The sequence below is a fragment of the Trichocoleus sp. FACHB-90 genome (assembly GCF_014695505.1).
GTDB classification, from domain to species: Bacteria; Cyanobacteriota; Cyanobacteriia; order Cyanobacteriales; family FACHB-T130; genus Funiculus; species Funiculus sociatus.
Window position 1 is genome coordinate 35,855 of record NZ_JACJOK010000004.1, and the last position, 25,343, is coordinate 61,197.

Here is a 25,343-nt window from a genome sequence, read left to right on the forward strand (position 1 = left end):
GCAGTAGTAGCCCTTAGCGCCAAAAGCTGCTTACCGCAATATCATATAAATCTTGTCAGCCATTACCCAAAATTCAGCTGCGCCTACATCAGAGATAGAACTTGTATTTGCTGGGAATCAAAAATCTGATACCCAGGTGGTAGTACATGCCTAACTTAATATCTTAGGAACGATTACCAACCTGAGATTCAGACTACGGATAACCAACTAAGTAGAGAAAGTCATACCCTTTCGGCGGTATGAACTTCATTCAAGGGGTGAGAAGCGAGACCCAGCTTAATTACTAAGGAGATGTTGTAGGTGATGCGGTGGGTGATACGGTGGGTGAAGGACTAGCTCCATCTCCGCCTCCTCCGGTTTGGTCACAAGCTCCCAAGGTGGCAGCCAAGCCGAGTACCAAAACCAAACTAAGTATCTTTTTGTTCATACACTCCTCTTTTATGGATTGCTACTGAAGGAATCGTTTGCTATTTAATCACAATATTGTATTTTTTGCTTGAAACTCCTGTCCCTACAAAGGAGGATTTCTGGATTTTGAACTTCAATTTGCTCAATCGGCTAGAAGTGATGTTTCCGTTTCGAGTGAGTCCCGACGATTTCCGCGTGCCTCACCTTTCCTAAGCTGTCTTAGGTATTGACGGTTTATCGCCGCCTTTGCGGATTTGCTTTTATTCGTCAGACAGCGAATTTGCTTAGGGTTTTGGGATTTTTGGAAAATCCAAAATAAACACACAAATTCTAGCATGAGCGGTAATTTCTGTCTATACTATTTTTAGTGTAAAATCCATAACTAAAGAGTGATGCAGTTTTTTTAAGCTTTAAGTAACAAAAAAACCTGTAAATTGGAAAGAAACTTCTATTGAAGTTGAGTATTAGTTAATCTGAATACAACTTAAGGAGGAAAAGATCCGTTATGCTGACAAAGCTTCACGGGGCCAAATAACTTGACAAAAGGACTTGTAACCACTGCATAAAAATTTAACTAGCCCACAAGCGCCCGAATTGTTCAAGGAAAGCTTTGTGTTCCCTATTTTTGCTAAAAAAAGCAAATTACTAGCAGCCTGGATGCCATATCCTCAAAAACATTGGACACTACTACAGAAAATCGTTGACCGGATTCGGAACTCATTGGAATTGAGAGTAGTTCTGCAAACGGCGGTGGACGAAATTGCCACATTGCTAAACCTGGATAGGTGTTGTTTTTTGTGGTATTTCGAGGATACGCAGCGGGTGCAAGTGGTAGTAGAGCGATCGCGCCACAATCAAAAAAATGCTCAACTGGGATACTATCCGCTAGAAAAGTTTGGAGCGATCGCGCCCGCGATCGCTACTGGCAAATTAATCATCAACAGCAAAACAGCAGTTTCTAATCCAGGCGTGGTGGGTATAGTTAGCCGATGGCTTTCCCAGCTGCGGCTGATCCAACAGCAGATAAAGAAAGACCAACGATCGCCACAATTACCTATATTCCAGGGTGCGATCGGTAACTTATTGGTTCCCTTAAAACAGTCAGAAGGCTCGATAGGCTTTATTGCCTGTATTTCAGAGCAACCCCGCATTTGGTCAAGCTCCGAAATCGAGTTTCTGCAAGCGATCGCCCAGCAGCTAGAGATTGCCATCCGTCAAGCTCAGCTTTACGAGCAAACCCAGAAACAAGCTCAAAGAGAGCAACTGGTGAATCAGATTACCAGTCTTACCCGCCAAAGTTTTGACATAGAAACCATTCTCACCGAAGCGACGCGAGAGCTGATGCAAGCATTATCAGCAGATCGGTGTCTAATTCATCTGGTGGAAAATCATGAACAGGAAAGTATACGTGTATTTGAGCGGGAGAATCACCTACAACACCCCCAACCCTCTTCTGCTGCCTTCAGACGGAAACACCTTTATGAAGTGTGTAGGGAGCCTTTTCCCCCGACAATTGATGACTTTGATACTCACGGCCCAATCACCCAGTGGGTGATCCAGCATCGTCAACAGGTGAGCATTTCCGACATTACGCGAGATGGACGAGTTGGGGACGCCAACCTTGAGTACCAAAAAGCTCAGATAAAATCTTCTCTAGTGGTACCAGTTCAGGCTAACGGAACGCTGCACGCAATTCTTTATCTCAATCAGTGTTCCGAAATCCGGTATTGGTCGAAAAATGACCAGAAACTAGCCCAAGCAGTTGCCGATCAGTTGGCGATTTCTATTCAACAGGCGAATCTGTATGCCCAAACTCAGCAGCAGGCACACACGAGCGCCCAGCAAGCCGAGCAACTCTCCCAAACGCTCTTAGAACTTCGGCTAACGCAATCTCAGCTGATTCAGAGTGAAAAAATGTCAAGTTTGGGGCGGATGGTAGCTGGGGTTGCTCACGAAATTAATAATCCAGTGAACTTTATCTACGGCAATATTCCTTATGTAGAAAATTATATCCATGACCTGATCCGGTTAGTGCAGGGCTATCAAACTCAGTATCCGAACCGAAATGCGGAATTACAAAAGCTGACTGAGCAAGTGGAGCTAGATTTTTTACTCAGAGATTTACCCAAGATTTTAAAATCGATGCAGGTAGGTGCTGAGCGGATTCGCGAGATTGTTAACTCATTGCAGCACTTTTCTCGCCTCAATCAAGCGTCCCAAAAATCGATAGATATCCACGAGGCGTTAGAAAGTACCCTCTCAATTCTGTACACTTACCTGGGCGATGAAATTGAGGTGGTGCGGCATTATGGCGACTTACCCCCCGTGGAGTGTTACCCAAAGCCACTCAATCAGGTGTTTATGAGTATCTTGATGAACGCTATAGAAGCGATCAGCAGGTGGTCATCTAAAGAAAAAATTATCAAGTTGCGTACAGAGCTGGTGAGTGATGGGGAAACGGGGGAAGATTTTGTGAGGATTGCGATCGCAGACAATGGCCCTGGAATTGCCCAAGAAATTCAGCCGAAAATCTTCGACCCCTTCTTTACTACCAAAGATGTTGGTCAGGGTAGGGGATTGGGCTTAACCGTAAGTTATCAAACCATCGTCTCCCAACACCAAGGCAACTTACACTGTCACTCCCAACCCGGTCAAGGTGCAGAGTTTATTATAGAAATTCCTCTCCAGCAACCCAAACCGTTGGCACCAAGTAAAGGAGAGATTGGGGATCGGGAATTGGGGACTGGGAACTGGGAAGACACCACGATGAAATTAGCGATGGAGATTAGGAAGACACCATTGGGCAAGAATTGACAAATTGTACGAAAACAGACTAGCGACTCTAAAATGTGGACAATAGACAGCCTTTGTGTCTATGGTTTAAAGTCGTTGGTGTTTTGTCCTTTGTCAGTGGTCATACCATTTTGGATTTTGGATTTTGGATTTGAAACTCTAAGCTGTAGAAGTTTCAATAATTCAAAGCGTTACCAAAGTAAAACAAAATGGTGTCAGTAGTTAGTGGCAAGGAAAAACAACCGACAACTAACAACTGATAACCCACAACTAAAAACTGCTTATGTCTGCTGTCCCTCAATCCGTTGCTTCAGACCGCCGCCTTGGGAAAAGAAAACCAGATATCTCCTCGCGGCAACCCAAAGGCGGCGTACCGTCTAGAACCAGTAGCAGAAGAACCCAAAAGCCAGCATTTCAAGCTCAATCACCAGGTTGGCTGCGATCGCTTGCCTATGTGCAGCGCGTCTCAGACATATTGTGCTTCGGCTTGATTGCCGCTACGCTGGGAGTTTATGCTTGGACAGTCTATACTCAGCAGATGTGGAGCCGGCAGTACAAGCATCTGGAAACCTTGCAACGCAATGAGCGACAGATGACGGCGGCGAATGAAGTCTTGAAAGATAAGTTGGCTCAAGAAGCTGAGCGTCCGGGAACTGGCTTGGTTTCTCCTAATCCCGCCAACACCATCTTTTTAGCGCCTGCACCGCAGCGCCAGTCACTGCCCACACCAGCAGCGACTGCTAACCCAGAACCAGCACCAACAATGCCAATGGGCTACTAGAGGCATGGAGAATTCAGGATCTAGAAGTCGTAGGACATCTACGCAGAAAGTCTCCGGAAATGGCAAAACTACGAACCTGCTGAATCACAAAGCTAGTAGGATGCCATCAGCCAAAAAACTGCCCCTAGAAGGTACTCGTGCCAGAAAAAATCATCAGGCATCAAATAATGTAGAGACGCGCAATCTCGCGTCTCTAATAGGTGGCAAAAGTCCGCAAGAAGAGAAACAAACAAGCGGCATAATTCCTTTTTTTGCCTTGCTGTCTAATCCTTCATCCTTCCGGCTGCTACTCGTTTGGGGAGTGCTGTTCGCAAGTGGGTTAGGGCTGGCACTGAATGTGTATCGGCTGCAAATTGTCAAGGCACCAACACTGCTTGCAAAAGCGCGACAGCAGCAAATGGTATATCTGCGTCCGTTTGTGCCGCGCCGCGCGATTGTGGATCGCAATGGCAACGTTTTAGCAACAGACCGCCCTGCTTATACACTGTTTGCCCATCCAAAGCTGTTCAAACAATCAAAATCTGCGATCGCTTCCAAGCTAAGTGGGACTTTGGGAATTTCTGCCGACGCGCTGGTTACTATGTTTAACCAGCGCGATAGTGGGATTCGGGTTGCCTACTCTCTAAGCGAAGAACAGGCTGACAACATCGCCCAACTGCGAAACGATGGACTTGAACTGATTCAAAATTACGCCCGCCTCTATCCTCAGAAGGATTTAGCAGCAGACGTGGTGGGCTATGTCGATGTTGACCATCGCGGACAGGCGGGTGTGGAATATAGTCAGGAAAATTTACTGGTGCGTGCTGTTCGCACCGTGCGACTAAGCCGCGCGGGGAATGGCACGTTAATGCCTGACCATTTGCCAGAAGGATTGCTCCACTTTGATGACCTGCGACTACAGCTGACGATTGACTCTCGTTTGCAACGGGCGGCGCGATCTGCCTTGAAGCAACAGATAGAGTTGTTTAGAGCTAAACGTGGTACGGTTATCGTTATGGATGCGCGGGATGGTGCTTTGCTGGCGCTGGTGGCAGAGCCGACCTATGACCCGAATGAGTATTTTAATTCTGACGTGGGTTTGTTTAAGAACTGGGCGCTGGCTGACCTTTATGAGCCGGGTTCGACGTTTAAACCGTTGAATGTAGCGATCGCTCTGGAAGCTGGAGCAATTACACCAGAAACTACATTCTATGACGGCGGTAATATTCAGGTAGCTGGCTGGCAGATCAAAAACGCTGAACCTGGCCGTCACGGGAGACTCACAATTTCTGAGATTCTGCAATACTCCAGCAACATTGGCATGGTACAAATCATGCAACAAATGAAGCCAAGCGTCTACTACGGCTGGCTGGAACGCCTGGGGCTGGGGCAAACAGCGGGCATTGACCTGCCTTTTGAAGCACCAGGGCAGATGAAAAGCTCTGAGCAGTTTACCTCATCTCGGATTGAACCAGCTACAACCTCGTTTGGTCAGGGATTCTCTCTAACGCCTATCCATCTCGCACAAATGCACGCTTCTCTGGCCAATGGTGGCAAACTGATAACGCCCCATCTAGTCCGGGGGTTATTTGATACTCAAGGGCAGGTGTTTTGGCAACCAAATCAACCAACACCGCGCCCCCTCTTTTCCCCGAAGACTACCCAGACGGTGTTAGAAATGATGGAAGCTGTAGTGGCCAAGGGAACGGGGAAAGCAGCTCAGATTCCAGGTTATCGGATTGGTGGTAAAACGGGAACTGCCCAAAAAGCCAGTTCCACAGGAGGATACTCTAGTGCCAGAATTACAAGCTTTGTGGGTATCTTGCCTATAGATTCTCCCCGCTATGTGGTTTTAGCTGTAGTGGATGAACCGAAAGGGGAAAATGCCTATGGTTCCACTGTGGCGGCGCCAGTGGTTAAATCAGTCATGGAGGCGCTGATTAGTATCGAACAAATTCCACCTTCAGTGGAAAAGTGAGGGAATTGGGGATTGGGGATTGGGGATTGGGGATTGGGGATTGGGGATTGGGGATTGGGGATTGGGGATTGGGGATTGGGGATTGGGAAGAATCTTAGCCAGTTCCTAGTTCCTAGTCCCTAGTCCCTAGTCCCCAGCCCCCAGCCCCTAGTCCCCAGCCCCTACCCCCTAGTTTGGCTTTGCAAAAGTTGCTCCCACATCTGATCTTGGGTTTGGGCGGGTTGCAGACAAGTTAGCCCTTGACAAACTAATCCCACCGCCTCTGATGGCATCACCTCTGCATTGCATACAGTTGTGGGGAGGTATTGAGCGATCGCGCTGGCAAGTTGGTTGACTGTGGTGCGAAGCAGCGTACAGTGAAGATACCAATCCAGCCCGGTAAACAAACCGGGACACGCTTGCGGCGATCGCTCCATGATGCTGCTAAACGCTTGTAATGTTTTCTCTGCCCGATCGAGATATTCCAGATTTTCCGTGAGCATAGCTAGACGCACTAAGTTGGCGATCGCTATCCCGTTCGGCGCTGGTGTAGCATTATCCACATAGCTGCGTTCTCGCACGATTAGATCGCTACTGGCATCCTTTGCTGTGTTATAATATCCACCCAGTTCCACACTCCAAAGAAATTCGTCAAACTCTTCTTGCAACTGTGTCGCTTTCTCCATCCAAAAACGAGCTTGAGTCACTTGGTGCAAATCTAGCAGCGCTTTGATAAACAGGGCGTAATCTTCCGACTGCGCCAATACGGATGGACAGCCGTCGTAGTTGAGGCGGTGGAAGCGTCCGTCAACAAATTGGCGATCTAAGATGAAATTGGCAGCGCCGCCCGCGAGAGACAAATACTCTTCTTTGCTGAATACTCCGTAAGCTCTGGCTAAACCCGAAATCATCAGGCTATTCCATGCCACAATCATTTTAGTATCGGTGACAGGTGGAATCCGACCCGGCCAATTTCCAGTTTTCGCCTCTTGGTTGTTGCGGGCTGGAGGAAAAGTTTCCAATCCTGCCTTAGCACCATAACGAGCTTCAAACAGCTTGTCTAAACCTGCTTCTAGTGTTTTGGTCAGTTCCCCTGGATGACGGCGCTGCAATACAATTTTGCCTTCAAAGTTGCCTCCTGGTGTCACTGTAAACTGTTCTTGAATTTCTGCAAACTCTTGGGGAGTTAGCAACTGAGCTATTTCCGGGTAACTCCAAATGTAAAACGCTCCTTCTTCGGGTTCTGCCTCTTCTGGAGTGGTAAAATTATCCGCATCCTGAGCAGCGTAGAAATAACCTTCGGGTGCAGTCATTTCGCGTTTCAGCCATTTTACTGTGTGCGCGATCGCTCTCTCAAATGCTGCTTCCTTTAACCCAGCACTCCAAAGATTCGCCAAATACTCGACAATTTGCCCATTGTCGTAAAGCATTTTTTCAAAGTGCGGCACCGTCCAAGTAGGATCGACTGTGTAACGGTGAAAGCCGCCGCCTACATGGTCGTAAATTCCCCCCAGTGCTAAATCTAATCCTCGCTTGCTGCAAGCTTGCTTCGGATCTGATTTGGATTCAAAATTAAATCGGACACCCCGCAGCGCCAACTCCGTGTAGGGTATCATCGGAAAACTCGCACCTTGTCCGTCGCTATCTATTATCCCGGCGCTAGTTTCCAAACCTCGGCGCAACAAATTTTTATCCAACCCCTGTGTCTCTACTCCTGTTTGCAATACAGCTGCTTGCTGCATATAACCGAGAAGTTCTTCTTTGAGACTTCGCATTTTTTCGGTTTCGGTGTCGTAGTGGCGGCGAAGCGCTTGCAACACTTGCAAAAATCCCGGTCGTCCATAGCGCGGTTCTACGGGGAAATATGTACCGCCATAAAAAGGCACTAAATCATCAGGCGACAGAAAGATATTCAAAGGCCAACCGCCTTGACCACTCATCATCTGCAACGCCTGCATATAAATACTATCAATGTCAGGACGTTCTTCCCGGTCTACTTTAATCGGGATAAAATTGGCATTTATATACTGCGCGATCGCGTTATCGGAAAACGCCTCTCCTTCCATCACCGTACACCAGTGGCAGCTGGAGTAACCAATCGAGAGCAAAATCGGCTTATTCTCAGCCTTTGCCTTTTCTAAGGCTTCTTGACTCCAAGGCCACCAGTCTATGGGATTTTCAGCGTGTTTTCGGAGATAGAGGCTCGATTCTTGGGCTAGGCGATTGCTCATAAACGCTAATTGCAGCACTCGGTCTGACAACGGTTTTCACCTTTAGCAGTTTAGCGTGAGGCATCAAGCGATCGCTCCATCTTGCGTCGTATCCTGTTCGATTGTCTTTGGTGGTATACGCGGCTACTCGCGATCGCATCAATTCACTGAGCCTTTTATCAAAGCGTTATCATCATTAAATTCTATATCGCTTATTTTTAATTTCCCAAGTTCCAATTCCAACTTTAGTCTTTCTTTTATTTTATCTTCAGGAATCCCCAGCCTTTGGGAAAGTTCTGATATCGTCAAGCTCAAGTTTCCCAGCTTTATCCTTGTATCTTCCTCAAATTTTAACTGCCCATTTTCTACTTTAGGCTTACCCTCTATGCCAATATAAACATCTTGATTTTCTAAAAAAGGGAAAGTTTTAGTTATCTTTTCTACAAAAACTTTTTCCCTTTGCTCTAGTCTGTCATTGGGAATCTCGGAAACATTTATTACCGCTCCACTCTCTAGATTTCCATCTTTTATGGTTGTATTAAAACCTTTAGCTGTTTCTAATACTTTACTATTTGGTGTATTTTCTGCTACCGATGAAACCACCAACTCGTTAAAATCCTTTTCGCTTAAGTCTATTTGTATAGTTTTACTATTTTCTTGGACTTGAGGATTTTTCGGTGCATCAGTATTAACTTTATCCCCATCACCCCTGGTTAATTTAGGGCTGGCTTCTTGACGAGCATTAATGCTGTCTTCTATTTTGGTATCAATCTTTTCTTGTAGTTTAGTTTTTACTGCTTGTACTTCTACTTCATTAGATAGGTTAATTAATTTATCACTACTTACTCCCTTAGAAACGTACCAATCTGGGAGCTTTGTTGCCTGACTCCAAAAGTAATAAGCAACAGAAGCAGAACCCAATATTAGTAAGAAAAATGCAATTAAACTTTTTTTCATATTTAAACTCCACTTGGCTAAGCCGCACTCGTCATGAAAGCGACAGGTTGGCCAGCCTTTACTACGGGTTACAACCTCTTTAAGATTGCTATATTGTCACTAGCTAACGACTAATGACTTTTGCCTTTGCACGATAGCATTTTTTTTGGTAAAGTGCATCATGAAACCGCTGTAGGTACAAAGAAACAAAAAACTCAATTTCTTTTCGCGCGCTGTATTGCATCTGTATAGGAAGCGTGTGAGCGATCGCTGCAAAGGATTCTGTAACACTTTCGAGTAAATCAAAGATTTCTTCTAGAGGTGCATCCTGATATTGGCGCGATCGCAAAGCAAGTGCTAATGTGGGCATTAGCTCAATTTCTTGTTGAGCTAACGCCTCTAAATCTTTAAATTGTGGTGTCATTTAGCGATTCCTTGATTAATTAAGTCTCAGTTTTTGAGAAATTGATCCAGCAAACTCGCTATTGGCTTTGAAGTTCTCCCGGACGGCAATTGATAAGTCGTCAGGTTTATAGTAGGTTGGTTAAGTGCCGCAATTACGTTGAGAGACAAGGTGATCGCGGCGGCTTGGAGAAGTCTTTTAAACATTGGCAACCTCCATCCATCGCATGGTAAATATTACGATACGATGTTGTGAAGCGATCGCACTTCGTTCTATCGATTCACCCGATTGGGTGATTATTGTTAAAGTCAAAATGCCTGGGTGACTTCAGTCTCTACCCTTGTACAGTGTGGGTGTATTGCAAATTCACCTGATAGCAGGATGTATTAAACATTCTCCAGCCAGTAGCCTATCCCTTACAATATCTCTGCACAAGGCTATTGTGCGAAATTTTATGTCATCCTACAACAAAGCTGGCCTGATATTTGAAATAGGTCTTGGTATTGCTCTTCTTGGTGGGATGAGCGTTTACGCTTACACTGAAATACAAGCTGAACAAAGCCAAGAGACGAATTTAATTGAAATGCAAAGTCCGTCAAGTCCTTTACAAACTTCTCAAGCAAAAACTATTTTGGCAGAAGTTGAAAATCTTAAAGCTGGGGGAAAATTTGAGGAGTGCATTGTACAAGCCAAAACAGCACTTAGTAATTCAAACTATTACGCCGATGCTAATGCACTAACTCAAGAGTGTCGATTTGAGTGGGCGAACCAGTTAGCAGCATCTAATAATTATAAAGAAGCACTTGTCAAAGTTGGCAGAATTTCACCAAGCAGCGAATGGCATACAAAAGCTCAACCGTTAATCGCTGAATGGGCAAAACGTCTCAATCTTACTGGTGATTGGTGGCTGTGCAGTGCTTTGGGAAACTCAGAAGTGACAAATAAGCCCAGCCAAGTTGAGTTTTATAAAAATAGCAATACTTGTTATGACCTGGCATTACAGTGTTACTGCCAAAAAATAAATTAGCGATCGCTCTTATAAATTTAAACTCCTTGTTTGGCTATTGTCAGTAGTCAGCGGTCAGTTTTTCGTGGCAACTGACCACTGACAAAAAACAATAAAGATGTGCAGCTTCCTAAAATTAGGGCGAAGCGGTGGGAGATGCTTGGGGGCTACTTTGGGGAGTAGGAGAAATACTAGGTTTTCCAGAATTAGTGGGTTCCCCGATTTTTTTCGTCCGCACAAAGATGTCAAAACGGCTAGAGCGATCGCTACTAATTCCAGCTGTTACCCCAATGGAGCGAATCGCATTTGTAAATATCTTTTGATCGGGTGAAAATTGCGGCAGTGCCAGATTTCCAGTATTAATCGTGCGGTCAACATCGATGAAGAAGCTACCATTTTTGCCATTAAGTTCTGTTGGCATCCCCTGTTTAAATAACTCACTGTCGGAGAGAGTTGCTTGTGGTTGCGGGACGATGGTAGTAGCAATAGGTGCGCCCAAGGAGAGGAAGGCAACATTTCCATCTAACCAGCCGTGAGTTGCGGCTAAACCACCCAACTGCGATGTCCAGTTGACGACTGGTTGATTATTCAAGCTTCCCTGTTGCACCTGGAATTGGTATTGGTTTGCCATCACCTGATCTATTTGCTGGAGGGATTTTTCGGCACGAGAGCGATCGCTTGCTTGCACCATAAATACCACCCCAGCACCTAAATTTGAGGGAACTCCTTTAGGTGCGGGAATTAAAGCCAAGCTAAACTCGCCTCGCATCCAAGGCAGCAAATCTTGCTCTAAATCTAGACCAAGTTGAGACTTTATCCCAGCTTTCAGGGCTTCTGGATTGATCGGGATAATCGGATTTGATTGAGCGCCCTTGACGTAATCTTGCCATAACCGCTCTAAATTGCCGCCAGAAGTCATCATCAGCGTGTTTTCTGGCAAGCGGCGGGACATAATTTTGGCATTGTTTTCAACAGCATACTTGTTTTCGCTGTTTGGCTTCAGCCAAGAAACCCCTTTAAAAAGAATTCCCTCTGGTTGCAACATCACCGATGTTGCTAAACCCTGCTTTTCTTGCAAAGAAGCGAGGTTTTGGGAAGGAAGCGATCGCGCCGAATTTGCTGCGGCTACAGCAGTAGCAACTGGCACATTGAAATATAATCGCGCAAACGGATCTGTGGCTCTAATCCTACCCAACGCCTCCGAGTAACCTGGAGTAGTCCCCAAAGATGCTGCACCTTTGTAGGTATCGATTATGCGCTCCGTCCCTTTAGGATCGGTGCTGACAACCAAAGAACGTTCTAGCAGCGTTGTGGAAAACTTCTGTGCCGCACCGCTCGGCGTTTCTCTAATCTTAATGCCCTTGTAATCGCGTTCAACGAACTTGTTCGCCGTTTGCGGTCTGGCTCTTTCCAACACTTGCTTTGCTTGCAAGGGATCGTTAATTGGCAGCACCATCACCACCGATTGTTGACCAACGGGAATCGCATTCGGGGATTGCGGTGTTTCCGGTGGCAAAAAAGCGATCGTGACTTCTTTACCCACCCAAGGCTTAATATCTTGCTGATAGTTGTAGCCGTTGGCAGTCAGGAGATTTTTTTCCAGCTGTTGCAGCTGTTTGGCAAAGGCAGCTTGGCTTTGCGGAGTGCCATACTCCCGCAGTTGCTGCCATTGCTTTTCATCAGTAGAAACTGACACGGCAAAGAGCGCATCCTGAGGAACTAACTTGGCACCTTCTGGGACATTACCCCGTAAAATATTTTGCTGCACCAGCAGCCAGTAAGCCAATGCGCCGCCCAGTAGCAACGCACCAGTTCCCAAAGCCAGAATTAGGGGACGTTTATTTTTCTTAAGCATGAAATTCAGACAGGCTATGCAGTGCCATTGCCAATTTAGCAGGGAATGGGGAAAGGGAAATGGGGAATCGGGAATCGGTAATGGGTAATTGCTACTACCAATTACCAGTTACCTATTATCAATTACCTCACTGCTCATTTCTACCCTGAGAAGTAGTTACATTTTACCGATGGATGGTGATTATGGTATTTCATTTCAATACCATCGCACTTTTGGCGCGCTTTGGGTGTCATAGGATTTAGACCTTTGCCTGCGGATATACACCAATTTAGGGAGAAGTTTACTAACTATACAAGCATTGGCTTAACCTCGTCTTTGAGTAAAATTCTATGGGAGTGGTTTCAATTTGTTAAGAAACATTCAACAGGATTGGCTGAAATATCAGAGATTAAGAAAATCGGCACAGCGAAATATAACTCAGCTGCGAGAAGGCCTATTGGAAGAATCCATAATAGACCTGAACTATATGGTATTGATTGTTGGGTCTTGCGCGATCGCTACTTTCGGACTCCTGACCAACAGTGCGGCGGTAATTATTGGGGCAATGATTATCGCTCCGTTAATGTTACCCATTCGCGGCTTAGCTTTTGGCGCATTAGAAGGCGATATTCTGCTGTTTCGCCAAGGGTTAAAATCAGTAATTGTGGGTACAGTTTTAGCGATTTTTTTAGCATTTCTTCTCGGTTCCTTTGTCGGATTGCCAGAATTTGGCAGCGAAGTGCTATCTCGCTCTAAACCGACTCTGCTAGACTTAGGAATTGCCGTATCTGCTGGGGGAATCAGCGGCTTTGCCAAAGTTCAGCCAAAAATTTCTGGTACTTTAGCTGGGACTGCGATCGCAGTCGCACTTATGCCCCCCGTTTGCGTCATTGGCTTAGGTCTTTCCCAAGCTAATTGGTCGCTGAGTTTCGGTGCAGCACTGCTGTACATGACAAATTTGTTGGGCATTACCCTAGCTTGTATGCTGACATTTTTAGTGTCAGGCTACACCCCTTTAAATCGCGCCCGTAAAGCCCTAACTTGGACTCTCGTTTTTACAGCAATTCTCCTAGTTCCATTAGGTATCAGTTTAGTAGAATTAATCAGACAAGCCCGACTAGAAGTAAGTTTAAAACAAGCACTGCTTAAGGAAACCATTACATTTCAGCGAGTGGATTTAATTAAAACTGAGTCCAACTGGTTAACTAACCCACCAGAAGTTTATCTCACAGTTCGCGCTCAGGAAGTTTTAACACCCAGACAAGTGCTGCTACTGGAAGAGTTTGTCGAGCAAAAAATGGGTCAACCTTTTACATTAATTTTTCAAGTTAGTCAAGTCAAAGATGTCCGGCGAGAAGTCCCAACCTCGTCACCTTAACAGCCTGAATCTTGAACAATCTTTTATCCAACTTTTTTAATCTTTCATAAAATAATGCAACCAAAATTCACAGATATTACCAGTTGGGGGCAAGCCGAAATCTTGATGCAGCCAGCCTTCATCCGCATCATTGACCACATCCGCAAACACTTAGATCAATCAACCTGGAAAGGAACTTACAAAGAAGTGCTAATTTGGTCTGGGGGGACATCAGAAGAAACTAAAGCTGCCTTTACTGCTTTGCAGCAACAACTCGCCACCGCCTCACCAGAAGAAGCGTCTGTAATTGAAAATGCTTTAGCTGATATCCCAAATCCCTATCCTGGTTATCTGCTTTGTTTGCAGCAACAAGACCGCGAAGTTAGCGTTGATTTGTGGGAACTGTGCTATCAAGTTTGTTTTCGCAATTATAATCAAGCGACCCACCAAGAAAATGCAGAAGTAGAGATTGATACCAGCTTAATTGAAGAAGACACTGGTGATGTAGACTGGAATCTTTTGGACGCTAAAGCTAAGCATCTAGTGGAAGAAATATTTGTGAATTTGCCTGGTAGTTGAAAATTTCTAAAGCCCGCAGGCTGAAGGCTAGATGCTCCACAAACAAAGCTCACCTACGCGGGCTAAGAGGAGGAAAGATAGCGCGATCGCTTTTTCTTCAAGCAGCAGTATCGTTAGGCAGATTATTCATGCTAATTGCGACCGCGTTGCCATATTCGCTCAAGTCAGCCATTTTTCGCTGTGTTTTCAGCTTAGAGAGAAATTCTTCCATCCCAGGTATTTCTAACTGATGGAATGTACTTTGAATTTCTGTATTGTTAGGCGAAATTTCAGACATGGGTTTTGAATTCACCTTGGTAGTTTTCGACTGCGTTTCCAGATTGGCAAGAAATTCTTCCATACCTGGTATTTCTAACTGGTGGAATCTGGGCTGACTTTCTGGAATTTTCATTTCTTTACTCAAATGCTTCTGTGAATATCATGCTCAGAACGCAGATACACACGACAATGGGCATCTGTTATCCTAATTTCAGTACGCAGAGTACGCAGAGTACGCAGATAATAAAATAACTGCGATATTTTGAAAGATATGAATCGTCAGCAGTTCAAAGAAACACTGGAAAAGCTAGAGCCGCGGAAACCTCGTACAGTCGAGGTATTGCGAATGGTGTTAGCTAAGTGTACAGATGCCGAAATTGCTAAGTCTCTGGGTATCCATCAAGGAACTGTACGCAAGCACATCGAAAAACTTTATGCCGCCTTCGGCATCAAAAGTGAATTTGAAGGCGATCGACGGTCGAAACGCGGTGATTTAGTTGCTCTGTTCACCAAGTACAAGCCTGAGTGGGTAAATGATTGTCCTCTTGTTGCTACGCAGGAGGTTAGTTATGAAAGAGAACAGGCAAAGCCAGACCCTATACCCCACTCGATTTCGTCTAGCCTGAAGGAGAGTGAAACAGGGAAGGATCTAATGTCGTTAGCTACCAGTATGCTAGAACATCTGGGTTTCAACAAGAAGTTTAGAGTGAACAGGACATCCGAATATATAGGATATCGACTCTGGAATAATGGAGAAGTATCTAAACACTATCAACTTATATTAGCCCAACAACCAACCTACTTATCTATTTCTATTCATCAACAATTTTTGAGATCAGAGATTTTGACACTCAGTGATTATGTTTTCTACTGGGATGATTACGATGAATATCCTATTCTTGGAAGCTTTTGGGTTTTACCTAGTAAAGAGGACGTATTTTTAAAATCTATGCAAGTTCAATATCCAAATTTTTTAAAAGGTGAAGTTGCTGGCTCTTTTACACTAAGAGATTATGATAGTGATGGAGAAAGATGGTATTCAATAGTCAAGCAAGAGTTTAATATCGAGACTTTAAGTGACAAAAATAGCTATTTAATTGTTCAGGAAGATGAACTTTTTCCCTACGCAGGGCAGGTTTGTATCAGTTCAAGGAAAGTCCTGGAAGAGTTTATGGATTACTTTGGGAGAATTATTATGGAAAGATAATAATGTCTATTAAAATCAGTCACTCATTCTGATAAAAGGTGTAATTACGCTCTATACGCCACAATATAATAGATATACAAAAGAGAGATCGCCATCCCAAAAACTACACTACATTTAAAGAAGTGATCGCGCCCTAAATGCCTTAACCATGAGTAAACTACAAACAAAAATACCGACAGATACTTGGGTTGTAGCCAGTTGGGATGAATATATCCAGGCGATTGAAGATCCCCAACTAGAAAAAGCGAAAGGCTATTACCACAATGGACAATTGAGGATAGAAATGTCACCTATCGGCTCTGACCACGCCAGCGATCACACTATTATTATCTTTGCCGTTAACCTGTTTGCTACCCTCAAAGGCATTCCTATACATGGACGGGATAACTGTACCTATAGAAAAACAGGTGTTCAAGAAAGTCAACCCGATGTGTCTTACTATATTGGTGATAATGCTAATGTAATTCCTTGGGGAACGTCAATCATCAACTTAAACCAATATCCAGCGCCAGATTTAGTAATTGAGATTGCTAATACTTCACTATCTGATGATATCGGGCAAAAACGGCTGCTATACGAAGATTTAGGAGTGGCGGAATATTGGGTGGTGGATGTTGTGAACATCAGAATAATTGCTTTTACGATCACATCACCTGGGGGAAGTCAAAGAATTACAGAGTCTCAAGTGTTGCCGGGATTAGCGATTTCGGTGCTAGTGGAAGCTTTACAGCGCAGTCGTCAAGAAAATCAAAGTTTGGTTGGCGCTTGGTTATTATCCCAATTTCAACAATAATCATTTATTGATAGTAGATAGAGCGCGATCGCATCCCCATCACCAAACGCGATCGCTTCTTCAAGCTTCATCCGGCTCAATCCCCAATGCCCTCAATTGTGCTGCCAATTGCTCGGCACGTTGTTCAGCTATCTGTCGCCTTTGAGCCTCCTGCTGTGCCTGTTGTTCAGCCACTTGTCTTGCTTCTTCTGGGGATGGGTACTTTCTCCCATCTTGGTCATACCAATACAGCCACTCTCGCGTTATTCCCCAATAAGTTCCTTGTTCCCGCCCAATTCCTAAACCAATCTCCGGCATCCACACCGGTTCCCCCGGTTGGCGAACATAAGCTCCATCAACTAGGCGATACACCTCCAAAAGGTCGTGTCTATCGCGCTGGCTGTATTCGGGGTTGTAGATTGCATAGTACAACACTCCTAGTTGGGCATATTGGGCGGCTTTGTTGCCGTACTCTCCCCCGTAAGTGTGAGAGACAATTTCTAATACCCAAACAGGTACAACGTTATTTTCTTTCCAGACAATGTAACTCAAACGTAACTTGTCACCCTTCAACCGCTCTACCCCTAAACTGAGGAAGCCATCGGGAACAATTGGGATTCTGGGATTGGTTCCTGTTGTATGATAAATTCCCATATCAACGGCAAAAAACCAGTTTCTGCGGTCTTGCCAAATGAAAGCTAAAATCGCTCCTAATAAGTTAGGGATTAAATTTTGCAGTTCATTATCCACAGGAGTATCGTCAGAACAGGGTAGTTCTTCCTCTGATGGAAGTTGTAGCGGATCGTACTTTAGCATGGCAGCTACTCTCCTACGGATTAAAGTTTGCTGGCTCACAAACAAAACCTTAATTTGCTGTCAGTCCGTACAGGCGAACTTGGTTTATGCGGTTGCGACTTTACAGCGTTTCTCAGTTTGTGGAATATATCGGGGTTCGGGCGTCCGGTCTACCTTGGTAGGGACATGGCAATGCCATGTCCTTACAGATGTATCGCACCCAACCCTTGAATTGCTATAGTCGTCTGGTATTTTGACAAGCAGTTTACTGACTGTATGTTAGCTCCATATTGAGTACAATATTGAAGCCAATCAGCCTGATTTGATAAGATTTTCAAGTCAAAGAACCTAGCAGAAATCCTAGGTAAAAAATTGAAACTATTAGCAACAATCACCATGCCTACATCTGCAATTGACGGCAATTTTGACGACAAGAGTGCAGCAGCTATCCAAGCGGTGCGGGACTCTGTTGCTGTATGCGATCGCTCTCACTGGGGACGCATTCAAGTTTCTGACGATGACCGCATCCGATTTTTGCACAACCAGACTACCAACAACTTCCAGTCACTCCAGCCAGGACAAGGTTGCGATACAGTTTTTGTAACATCGACGGCGAGAACTATTGACTTAACCACTGCTTATGTGATTGAAGATTCTGTGCTGCTGCTGGTTTCACCTTCTCGCCGCCAGCAATTGATCCAGTTAATGGATCGCTACATCTTTTTCTCTGACAAGGTGCAATTAAAGGATGTAACTGAAGATACCGCTACTTTCAGCCTGATTGGGCCAGGAAGTGATGCCCTAATAGAAAAGTTGGGTGCTGGTGCAATTATTGGGAAACCTTATGCCTCGCACCAATTGTTTGAGGATGTGCGGGTTGCTGTCGGTAGCGGTTTGGCAACGTCGGGATATACTCTTATCCTAAGTGCTGGTAATCGCGAGAAGCTGTGGGAGAAAATAGTAGAAGCTGGGGCAGTTCCGATGAGCGATCGCGTCTGGGAACATCTGCGAATCGAACAAGGACGACCTGCGCCTGACTTTGAACTAACCGAAGATTATAATCCCCTAGAAGCTGGCTTATGGCAGACAATCTCTTTTGAGAAAGGCTGCTACATCGGACAAGAGACAATTGCCCGTTTAAATACCTATAAAGGAGTCAAGCAACACCTTTGGGGAGTGCGACTAACCGCACCCGCAGAACCTGGGAGTGCGATTACCGTGGGAGAGGAAAAAGTCGGCAAACTCACCAGCTACACTGAAACCGAACAAGGTTCCTTTGGATTGGCATATATCCGCACCAAAGCTGGTGGCGAAGGGCTGAAAGTACAGGTCGGGGAAAGCCAAGGTGAGCTTATTAATGTGCCATTTCTAACTCACGATTACGTGTGATTACTGCTTAACCTTCCGATAAATCATGGATGCGATCGCTCGTCCACCCCGCAGATGTCGTTCCACTACCGCCGGGACTTCATCGGGATGGACGCGGCTATACCAAACCTGTTCCGGAAGCACCAGCACCATCGGCCCATTGCCGCATTGTCCCAGACATTGACTACCAGTTACAGTAACCCCAGGAACTGGAAGTGCCTGAAAAGCTGCCAAAACCTTAACCGCACCCAACTTGCGACAACTGCGGTTCTGGCAAACTAATACTTCGGTGGGTGATGAATTGCCCTCAAACATCTGTAATTTCAAGCCACGCTAATCAACATTTGTATGGGGGTAACTTTGTACGCCCATACAAATGTTGACTTAATTGCTATACGTTATTGATGGCTCTGTGGTTTCAAGTTTTGTGAATTAGATATCTACCTATTGGTGGGAATCATTAAACGTTGGGAACACTTGCATTCAACCCAATAAATGCTTATGGGTGTTAAGTTTCGCATTCTCCGCCCCAATCTGCGATCGCTAACATGGTAAAAAATCAAACAATCTTGTCTTAGCCTCCTTGAAAAGCAGGAAGCAGGGTGGTTTCATACAACCCTTAGAAAATATCGAAAATTGCGATATTTTGTAGGGGCATGGCAATCAAAAAGCCCCTACCGCCAACCAGAATCAACGTTACAGAATTTTCTTTTAATAAATTAAACCACGCTGCCCCTTGAAATGCGGGTAGGGGTTGGGGGTTAATTTATTTAATCCGGTGAAAGTCCCTTCGATGCCAGCCATTCCTGATTAAATAGCCGCGACTGATAGCGCGAACCACCATCACAAAGCAACGTAACAATAGTATGTCCTGGCCCCATCTGTTTAGCCAGTGCTACGGCGGCGGCGACGTTAATCCCCGTAGAACCGCCCATAAACAGCCCATCTTTCCGCAGCAGTTGGTAAACCACTCGCACAGCCTCAGTGTCATCAATGCGGATGGCATCATCAACCGGGACACCTTCCATATTCGCCGTCACGCGACTGTTGCCAATACCTTCGGTGATAGAACTTCCTTCAGTTGTGATTTCGCCCGTCTTGACATAACTGTAAAGTCCACTACCCATTGGGTCTGCCAAAATAGTTTTAATCGCCGGATTTTGGTCTTTCAGGAACATCGACACACCCGCGAAAGTGCCGCCCGTACCCGTCGATGTCACCCAAGCATCGATTTTACCGTTGGTTTGTTCCCAAATTTCTGGCCCCGTGGTTTCGTAGTGGGCGCGGCGATTTGCCAGATTATCAAACTGATTCGCCCAGATAGCATTCTCCATTTCGGACGCAATTCTGCCTGAGAGTTTCACATAGTTGTTGGGGTCTTTGTATGGTACGGCTGGAACGGTGCGGACTTCTGCGCCGAGTGTTTTTAGGGCATCTATCTTTTCTTGAGATTGGGTGTCTGGGATGAAAATCAGGCATTTATAGCCTTTAGCGTTGCAAATATGGGCTAGTCCAATACCTGTGTTTCCTGCGGTTCCCTCAACTACTGTACCGCCGGGTTTGAGTAAGCCTTTTTCTTCAGCGTCTTTGATGATGTAAAGCGCGGCGCGGTCTTTGACGGAACCGCCGGGATTGAGAAAGTCTGCTTTTCCCAGGATTTCGCACCCAGTTTCTTCACTAAAGCTGTTTATCCGAATCAGCGGCGTATTGCCAACCGCATCGACAAATCCATTTTTGATATCCATTCTGAAATTACCTGAGTTATTCTCTATAAAAATTTTGGCTTATATTAGGTGTTTGGATAGACGCTTGATTGGAAAGCGCGATCGCTCGTTTACCAGAACCAGATTAGGTAAGCGTTGCGGTACTATCTTGGCTTCTACCAAATTTTACTCATATTCAGGGCAAATCCAGGTAATACGCGATCGCCACTAACTGTAGTCGGATTATCTAGACATTCCACTTCTTCACCCGGACGATAAATATAAACTTTGCGGTTTTTCCGGTCAATCAGCCAGCCTAACTGTACTCCTGGCTCTTGCATATATTCCAACATCTTTTCTTGCAAAGGCTTGAGGTTGTCACTGGGGGATCTGAGTTCAACTACAAAATCTGGACAGATGGGGGCAAATCTCTGTTGTTGTTCTGGCGATAAAGTATTCCATCGTTCTAGTTTTATCCACGAAGCATCAGGCGAACGTTCTGCCCCTGTTGATAGTTTAAATCCAGCACTTGGACTAAAAGTTATACCTGTGCCATCTTGTTCTGACCAAACCCATAGCTGTCCAAATATATTACCTTCTCTGTTTCCTGTCTCTGAGCCTGTCGGAGGCATAATCACCAATTCTCCAAATTTATTTCTTTCAATGCGTAAGCCACGATTAACTTGACAGAACTCAAAAAAATCGTCATCTGTCATTTGCATTGAGGGCGGAATTCTTACAACTAACGGGGATGAAAGCATGGCGTCTGCGTCTATTTTCTAATGGAATTGATGATTTCAATGGTAGTGCGATCGCTTACTTTTCTCTACCCTTTAACAAAGTAGGGTGAGCAATGCCCACCCTACAAAATTTTACCTTTTTACTTTTGGCTTACTTGTCGGGTTGAGGAGTCATCCGCAGATACGGTTTGATTTCGGTGTAACCTTTGGGGAATTTCTCTTTTAACACTTCTGGATCTTTCAGAGATGGGACGATTACACAATCACCTCCCTCTGTCCAGTTAGCAGGAGTAGCGACGCTGTAATGGTCGGTCAGTTGCAGAGAATCAATCACCCGCAAAATTTCATCGAAATTGCGCCCGGTGCTGGGGGGGTAGGTGAAGGTGAGACGCAGCTTTTTCTGCGGATCGATGATGAACACAGAACGCACCGTTACTGTGTTAGCAGCGTTGGGGTGGATCATGTCGTAAAGGTCAGAAACCTTCTTGTCCGGATCTGCCAGGATTGGGTAATTCAAACCAACATTCTGAGTTTCTTCGATATCGCCAATCCAGCCTTTGTGAGATTCTACGTCATCCACGCTCAAAGCCAGTGCCTTGACGTTGCGCTTGTCAAATTCCGGCTTGAGGCGGGCGACTTCACCGAGTTCAGTGGTACAAACGGGGGTAAAATCGGCAGGGTGGGAGAATAGCACTACCCAGCTATCGCCAGCCCACTGGTAAAAGTTGATATTGCCTTCACTAGAATCTTGAGTGAAGTCGGGAACCTGGTCGCCTAATCTAAGAGCCATATCCGCTTAACTATCTTGAGGAACAATCTTTTATCTTGCCACAAAACTCCGGTTCTCCGATCGGATTTTAGCTCTTTATTAAGATTTGGTTAGACTACAAGCCTGCTAATGGTTTGGGAGTCTCAAGTATCCCCATGCTGCCATAAGATGAGAAAATAGAAAACAAAAATTAAACTAATAGAGGAGATAATATCCTCAAAGATGCTGTGTTAGGAGGATGGAAGACTATGAAACGATTGGTTCGTCTGGTGAGTGTGTTGGCTTTGTTGGTGAGCTGCCTGGGATGGCTGGGGCTGACCCAAAATGCGTATGCAGCCGATTTGACGGGCGTAACACTGCGCTCTTCATCGGTATTGGCAGCAGTTGAGGCTCCCCTAGAGAAGCTACGGAATCGCGCGGACGATAAACTAGCCACTGAATTCGGTAAAAAAATCGATTTGAACAATACCAACGTGCGGGCTTTTCGGCAATATCCCGGAATGTACCCGACATTGGCTAGGAAGGTTGTCGATAATGCTCCATACAAGAATGTGGAGGATGTCCTGAAAATTGCTGGGCTAAGCGAAAGCCAAAAAGAACGGCTGCAAGCTAACCTGGATAACTTCACGGTAACGGAAGTGGACGAAACCTTTGTCGAAGGTGGCGATCGCTATAACAACGGCTACTACTAAAAACCACGTTAGTAGGTAAGCCGTTTTAATAACCCACTCCTCTAGGGGAGTGGGTTATTTATCATTAGTGGAAGTAGCAAGGAAATTTTCGTTGAATCCAAAAAACTTCGATTCTTTACCGGAAATAAATATCCCCACCCAGTTTGATGTCCTAGTGGTAGGTGCTGGTGCAGCCGGACTCTATGCAGCGCTTTGCCTACCAGAATCTTATCAAGTGGGCTTAATTACCAAAGATAACCTGCCCCTTTCTGCCAGCGACTGGGCGCAAGGTGGCATTGCAGCAGCGATCGCTCCCTCTGACTCACCAATTTTGCACGTTGAGGATACGATGCTGGCTGGTGCTGGGTTGTGTGACTTGGAAGCGGTGAAGTTTCTCGTAGAGGAGGCACCTGATTGCATCGCCTCTCTAGTGGATATGGGTGTCGCCTTTGACCGCAAAGGAAGCCAACTAGCTATGACTTTGGAAGCGGCGCACTCTCGTCCCCGCGTACTTCATGCTGCTGATACAACTGGTAGGGCAATAATTGTTACTCTGACTGAGCAAGTCCTAAAGCGGAAGAATATTCAGGTTATATCTCAGGCATTTGCTTTGAGTCTGTGGCTTAATCCCGAAAGCAAGCGGTGCCAGGGAGTTAGCCTTGTGTATCAAGGTCAGGTAAGGTGGGTACGAGCGGGTGCTGTGGTGCTGGCGACAGGCGGCGGCGGCCAAGTATTTGCTCAGACCACTAACCCATCTGTGAGTACGGGAGATGGGGTAGCGATCGCATGGCGGAGTGGTGCTATCCTCCGCGACTTAGAATTTGTCCAATTTCACCCCACCGCCTTAACCAAACCCGGTGCGCCTCGTTTTCTGATCAGCGAAGCAGTACGCGGCGAAGGCGCTCATTTAGTAGATTCGGTCGGGCGACGATTTGCCTTTGATTATCACCCCGCTGGTGAACTCGCCCCTAGAGATGTGGTCAGTCGGGCTATTTTCAGCCACTTACAGAAAATTGCCGCCGATCCTTCTACTGGTCACGTTTTCTTAGATTTGCGCCCAATCCCAGAAGAAAAAATTCGCCACCGCTTCCCGAATATTATCCAGGTTTGTCAACGCTGGGGAATTGATGTTTTTCGAGAACCGATTCCCGTTGCGCCAGCTGCTCATTATTGGATGGGAGGTGTCGCCACCGATTTGATGAACCACACCTCAATTCCCGGTTTATATGCTGTCGGAGAAACAGCAAGTACCGGAGTTCATGGTGCTAATCGTCTCGCCAGTAACTCGCTGCTGGAATGTTTGGTGTTTGGCGCTCAACTGGCGAAGCTCGAAATAATCAAGAATGATTATTCAAAGATAAATGAAGAATTAATTCTTCCTTCGCTCAATATCCTAGATCCTTCAGATATAGAGAAAATTGCCACTTTGCGGCAAGAGTTACCACGCTTAGTATGGCAAAGTGCCGGAATTTGTCGGTCACAGGAAGTTTTAGAGAATGCGATCGCACAAATAGAAGTTTGGCAACAAGAATTTGCTGCCCTTTCTTTGAGTCAATACCTGCTAAACTTAACCCCCGGTCAAACTGTCAGGTTCAATTTACCTGACGCCACCTCATCTGTGCGAACCTGGGGAGAAACCTATAACTTACTAGATGTGGCGTACCTCATCCTGAAAAGTGCTGCTTTTCGCACCGAAAGTCGAGGAGGACACTACCGAACTGACTTCCCTGAAGTCTTACCAAGCTGGCAAGTCCACACCTTAGTTCAAAAATACCGTTTGTGGAAATCGTCTTTATTAAAAAAATAATCCCAACAAAACACAAAACAAATTTCTTTCTTTTAAGTTTTGCCTTTACCTTCGCTTCCAAGCAGACGCTTCGCGCTGTAGCGTTCTTTAGCGTCTTCCTCCACCTTGGGTCGTGCTGGGGCCACCATTATCACCTGGATCGTAAGGCTGTTCTGCCCCCGTTTCCACGGCAGACTTCAGCGAGTTTTTAGCATCAACGTCAATCGACAAGCTGCTTGACAGGCTATCTGTAGCCACAATGATATTTACTTTTGCGGCAGCTATCTGAGGGATAAACAATTGCAACCCTATTAGTAAAGTTGCTATTCCTGTGAGTTTGCGGCAATTACTCATAACACCCGTTATAGTTCCTAAACTTTTGGATGGAGCGCCACTTTTGGAAGTGTCAGTATTATCAGTATATATACCGATGACAGAATCCGGTGGTATTTTTAAGAAATATTTCATTTACATTCTTTTCATAAAAGATAGTTATTTTATAAAGATTCTGTAAAGTTAGAAATGGTTAAAGTCAACTCATCTAAAGGTATACAAGTTGTTCTATTGATTTTGCACTCTCAGAATTTGAGAGCCAAATCTCAACCCTGATGCTGATGAAAGATATTTAGCATTTCAGTATTTTCAACAGTAGTAATAACCACTATTCCGGAGTAATAACCCCTAATCCGGAAATTTATAATAATCTAAATTTTTATTGTCTTCAGAAAAAACTTTCCTTACCTTATCGAAGACGATTCTACATCTATCTTTAGAACATATTTAAAAAACTTATATCCTTCTTACATATTCTTGATTGAATTAAGAGGACGCTCCCAAGGGTAGATTTTCCCCAATTCCTCGTTTTCGCGTTCCTGTAAGAACACAGCACTCAATACTTCTCGGTCAGGAAAAATTTTAGGTAGTGCTAAACAGGTAAGGATGCATTGTAGTGGTGAACGAAGTACCAAATTGCCCCGATATGGTTCTCCAACTTCTAAGAATTCGATAACGTCTTCCTCACTAAACGCGAT

Annotated in this window: 24 protein-coding genes and 1 pseudogene; 11 read left to right on the forward strand and 14 right to left on the reverse strand. The window is 45.2% G+C overall.

The window, feature by feature from the left end:
- Window positions 1-283 precede the first annotated feature (283 nt).
- Complete coding sequence (locus H6F74_RS00510; protein ID WP_190434673.1) at window positions 284-427, reverse strand: hypothetical protein; 144 nt, start codon at window positions 425-427, stop codon at window positions 284-286.
- 638 nt (window positions 428-1,065) lie between these two features.
- On the opposite strand from H6F74_RS00510, the gene H6F74_RS00515 reads away from it, so the two are divergent.
- The 3 genes from H6F74_RS00515 to H6F74_RS00525 all read left to right on the forward strand — a co-directional run bounded on the left by H6F74_RS00515 (window position 1,066) and on the right by H6F74_RS00525 (window position 5,939).
- Window positions 1,066-3,222: a GAF domain-containing protein gene (locus H6F74_RS00515; protein WP_190434676.1), complete on the forward strand. Its 2,157-nt coding sequence runs from the start codon at window positions 1,066-1,068 to the stop codon at window positions 3,220-3,222.
- Window positions 3,223-3,484: 262 nt separating this feature from the next.
- Window positions 3,485-3,982 (forward strand): hypothetical protein, encoded by a 498-nt coding sequence (locus tag H6F74_RS00520; protein ID WP_190434679.1) that lies wholly within the window; start codon window positions 3,485-3,487, stop codon window positions 3,980-3,982.
- Window positions 3,983-4,082: 100 nt separating this feature from the next.
- Window positions 4,083-5,939: a penicillin-binding protein 2 gene (locus H6F74_RS00525; protein WP_190434682.1), complete on the forward strand. Its 1,857-nt coding sequence runs from the start codon at window positions 4,083-4,085 to the stop codon at window positions 5,937-5,939.
- 161 nt (window positions 5,940-6,100) lie between these two features.
- Here the strand turns inward: H6F74_RS00525 and H6F74_RS00530 are convergent, their stop codons facing one another.
- The 4 genes from H6F74_RS00530 to H6F74_RS00545 all read right to left on the reverse strand — a co-directional run bounded on the left by H6F74_RS00530 (window position 6,101) and on the right by H6F74_RS00545 (window position 9,673).
- On the reverse strand, window positions 6,101-8,149 hold the full coding sequence (locus H6F74_RS00530; RefSeq protein WP_190434687.1) for a thioredoxin domain-containing protein: 2,049 nt from the start codon (window positions 8,147-8,149) through the stop codon (window positions 6,101-6,103).
- A 138-nt stretch (window positions 8,150-8,287) separates the two neighbouring features.
- Window positions 8,288-9,085, reverse strand: coding sequence for a hypothetical protein (locus tag H6F74_RS00535; protein ID WP_190434690.1), 798 nt, complete (start codon window positions 9,083-9,085; stop codon window positions 8,288-8,290).
- A 103-nt stretch (window positions 9,086-9,188) separates the two neighbouring features.
- Entirely contained in the window at window positions 9,189-9,488 is a 300-nt protein-coding gene (locus H6F74_RS00540) for a hypothetical protein (RefSeq protein WP_190434692.1), read from the reverse strand.
- 26 nt (window positions 9,489-9,514) lie between these two features.
- On the reverse strand, window positions 9,515-9,673 hold the full coding sequence (locus H6F74_RS00545) for a hypothetical protein (RefSeq protein WP_190434695.1): 159 nt from the start codon (window positions 9,671-9,673) through the stop codon (window positions 9,515-9,517).
- Window positions 9,674-9,921: 248 nt separating this feature from the next.
- On the opposite strand from H6F74_RS00545, the gene H6F74_RS00550 reads away from it, so the two are divergent.
- Entirely contained in the window at window positions 9,922-10,494 is a 573-nt protein-coding gene (locus H6F74_RS00550; protein WP_190434698.1) for a hypothetical protein, read from the forward strand.
- 115 nt (window positions 10,495-10,609) lie between these two features.
- Here the strand turns inward: H6F74_RS00550 and H6F74_RS00555 are convergent, their stop codons facing one another.
- On the reverse strand, window positions 10,610-12,328 hold the full coding sequence (locus H6F74_RS00555) for a DUF3352 domain-containing protein (protein ID WP_190434700.1): 1,719 nt from the start codon (window positions 12,326-12,328) through the stop codon (window positions 10,610-10,612).
- A gap of 373 nt (window positions 12,329-12,701) precedes the next feature.
- Between H6F74_RS00555 and H6F74_RS00560 the strand changes: the two genes are divergently transcribed.
- Together H6F74_RS00560 and H6F74_RS00565 are read left to right on the forward strand one after the other, a co-directional pair.
- Window positions 12,702-13,685, forward strand: a complete 984-nt coding sequence (locus tag H6F74_RS00560) for a DUF389 domain-containing protein (protein WP_347269465.1) — start codon at window positions 12,702-12,704, stop codon at window positions 13,683-13,685.
- Window positions 13,686-13,739: 54 nt separating this feature from the next.
- The gene (locus H6F74_RS00565) at window positions 13,740-14,243 is read left to right on the forward strand and encodes a hypothetical protein (protein WP_190434706.1); all 504 of its coding nucleotides are present in this window, start codon (window positions 13,740-13,742) and stop codon (window positions 14,241-14,243) included.
- A 97-nt stretch (window positions 14,244-14,340) separates the two neighbouring features.
- Here H6F74_RS00565 and H6F74_RS00570 read toward each other — a convergent pair whose 3' ends face one another.
- Window positions 14,341-14,634: a hypothetical protein gene (locus tag H6F74_RS00570; protein ID WP_190434709.1), complete on the reverse strand. Its 294-nt coding sequence runs from the start codon at window positions 14,632-14,634 to the stop codon at window positions 14,341-14,343.
- A 138-nt stretch (window positions 14,635-14,772) separates the two neighbouring features.
- Here H6F74_RS00570 and H6F74_RS00575 point away from each other — a divergent pair, with 138 nt between their 5' ends.
- Window positions 14,773-15,708, forward strand: a complete 936-nt coding sequence (locus H6F74_RS00575; RefSeq protein WP_190434711.1) for a helix-turn-helix transcriptional regulator — start codon at window positions 14,773-14,775, stop codon at window positions 15,706-15,708.
- Between the two features lie 148 nt (window positions 15,709-15,856).
- Window positions 15,857-16,501: a Uma2 family endonuclease gene (locus H6F74_RS00580; RefSeq protein ID WP_190434715.1), complete on the forward strand. Its 645-nt coding sequence runs from the start codon at window positions 15,857-15,859 to the stop codon at window positions 16,499-16,501.
- A 60-nt stretch (window positions 16,502-16,561) separates the two neighbouring features.
- Here H6F74_RS00580 and H6F74_RS00585 read toward each other — a convergent pair whose 3' ends face one another.
- A complete protein-coding gene (locus tag H6F74_RS00585) occupies window positions 16,562-17,296 on the reverse strand; it encodes a Uma2 family endonuclease (protein ID WP_190434718.1) in 735 nt (244 codons plus the stop codon).
- A gap of 375 nt (window positions 17,297-17,671) precedes the next feature.
- On the opposite strand from H6F74_RS00585, the gene H6F74_RS00590 reads away from it, so the two are divergent.
- Entirely contained in the window at window positions 17,672-18,664 is a 993-nt protein-coding gene (locus H6F74_RS00590; RefSeq protein ID WP_190434722.1) for a folate-binding protein YgfZ, read from the forward strand.
- Here the strand turns inward: H6F74_RS00590 and H6F74_RS00595 are convergent, their stop codons facing one another.
- The 4 genes from H6F74_RS00595 to H6F74_RS00610 all read right to left on the reverse strand — a co-directional run bounded on the left by H6F74_RS00595 (window position 18,665) and on the right by H6F74_RS00610 (window position 21,876).
- A complete protein-coding gene (locus tag H6F74_RS00595; RefSeq protein WP_190434725.1) occupies window positions 18,665-18,958 on the reverse strand; it encodes a (2Fe-2S) ferredoxin domain-containing protein in 294 nt (97 codons plus the stop codon). It lies immediately after the preceding gene.
- Between the two features lie 455 nt (window positions 18,959-19,413).
- Window positions 19,414-20,388: a cysteine synthase A gene (locus H6F74_RS00600; protein ID WP_190434728.1), complete on the reverse strand. Its 975-nt coding sequence runs from the start codon at window positions 20,386-20,388 to the stop codon at window positions 19,414-19,416.
- Window positions 20,389-20,522: 134 nt separating this feature from the next.
- Window positions 20,523-21,107 carry a Uma2 family endonuclease gene (locus H6F74_RS00605; protein ID WP_190434732.1) on the reverse strand — a complete coding sequence of 195 codons (585 nt, stop codon included), beginning with the start codon at window positions 21,105-21,107 and terminating at the stop codon, window positions 20,523-20,525.
- 130 nt (window positions 21,108-21,237) lie between these two features.
- Complete coding sequence (locus H6F74_RS00610; RefSeq protein WP_190434735.1) at window positions 21,238-21,876, reverse strand: peroxiredoxin; 639 nt, start codon at window positions 21,874-21,876, stop codon at window positions 21,238-21,240.
- A gap of 227 nt (window positions 21,877-22,103) precedes the next feature.
- Here H6F74_RS00610 and psbU point away from each other — a divergent pair, with 227 nt between their 5' ends.
- Entirely contained in the window at window positions 22,104-22,547 is a 444-nt protein-coding gene (gene psbU / locus H6F74_RS00615; RefSeq protein ID WP_190434738.1) for a photosystem II complex extrinsic protein PsbU, read from the forward strand.
- A 91-nt stretch (window positions 22,548-22,638) separates the two neighbouring features.
- Window positions 22,639-24,333, forward strand: a complete 1,695-nt coding sequence (nadB, locus tag H6F74_RS00620) for an L-aspartate oxidase (RefSeq protein WP_190434741.1) — start codon at window positions 22,639-22,641, stop codon at window positions 24,331-24,333.
- Between the two features lie 87 nt (window positions 24,334-24,420).
- Here nadB and H6F74_RS00625 read toward each other — a convergent pair whose 3' ends face one another.
- The gene (locus H6F74_RS00625; protein WP_190434743.1) at window positions 24,421-24,780 is read right to left on the reverse strand and encodes a hypothetical protein; all 360 of its coding nucleotides are present in this window, start codon (window positions 24,778-24,780) and stop codon (window positions 24,421-24,423) included.
- 457 nt (window positions 24,781-25,237) lie between these two features.
- Window positions 25,238-25,343 (reverse strand): annotated as a pseudogene (locus H6F74_RS00630) (IS1 family transposase); the annotation flags it as partial.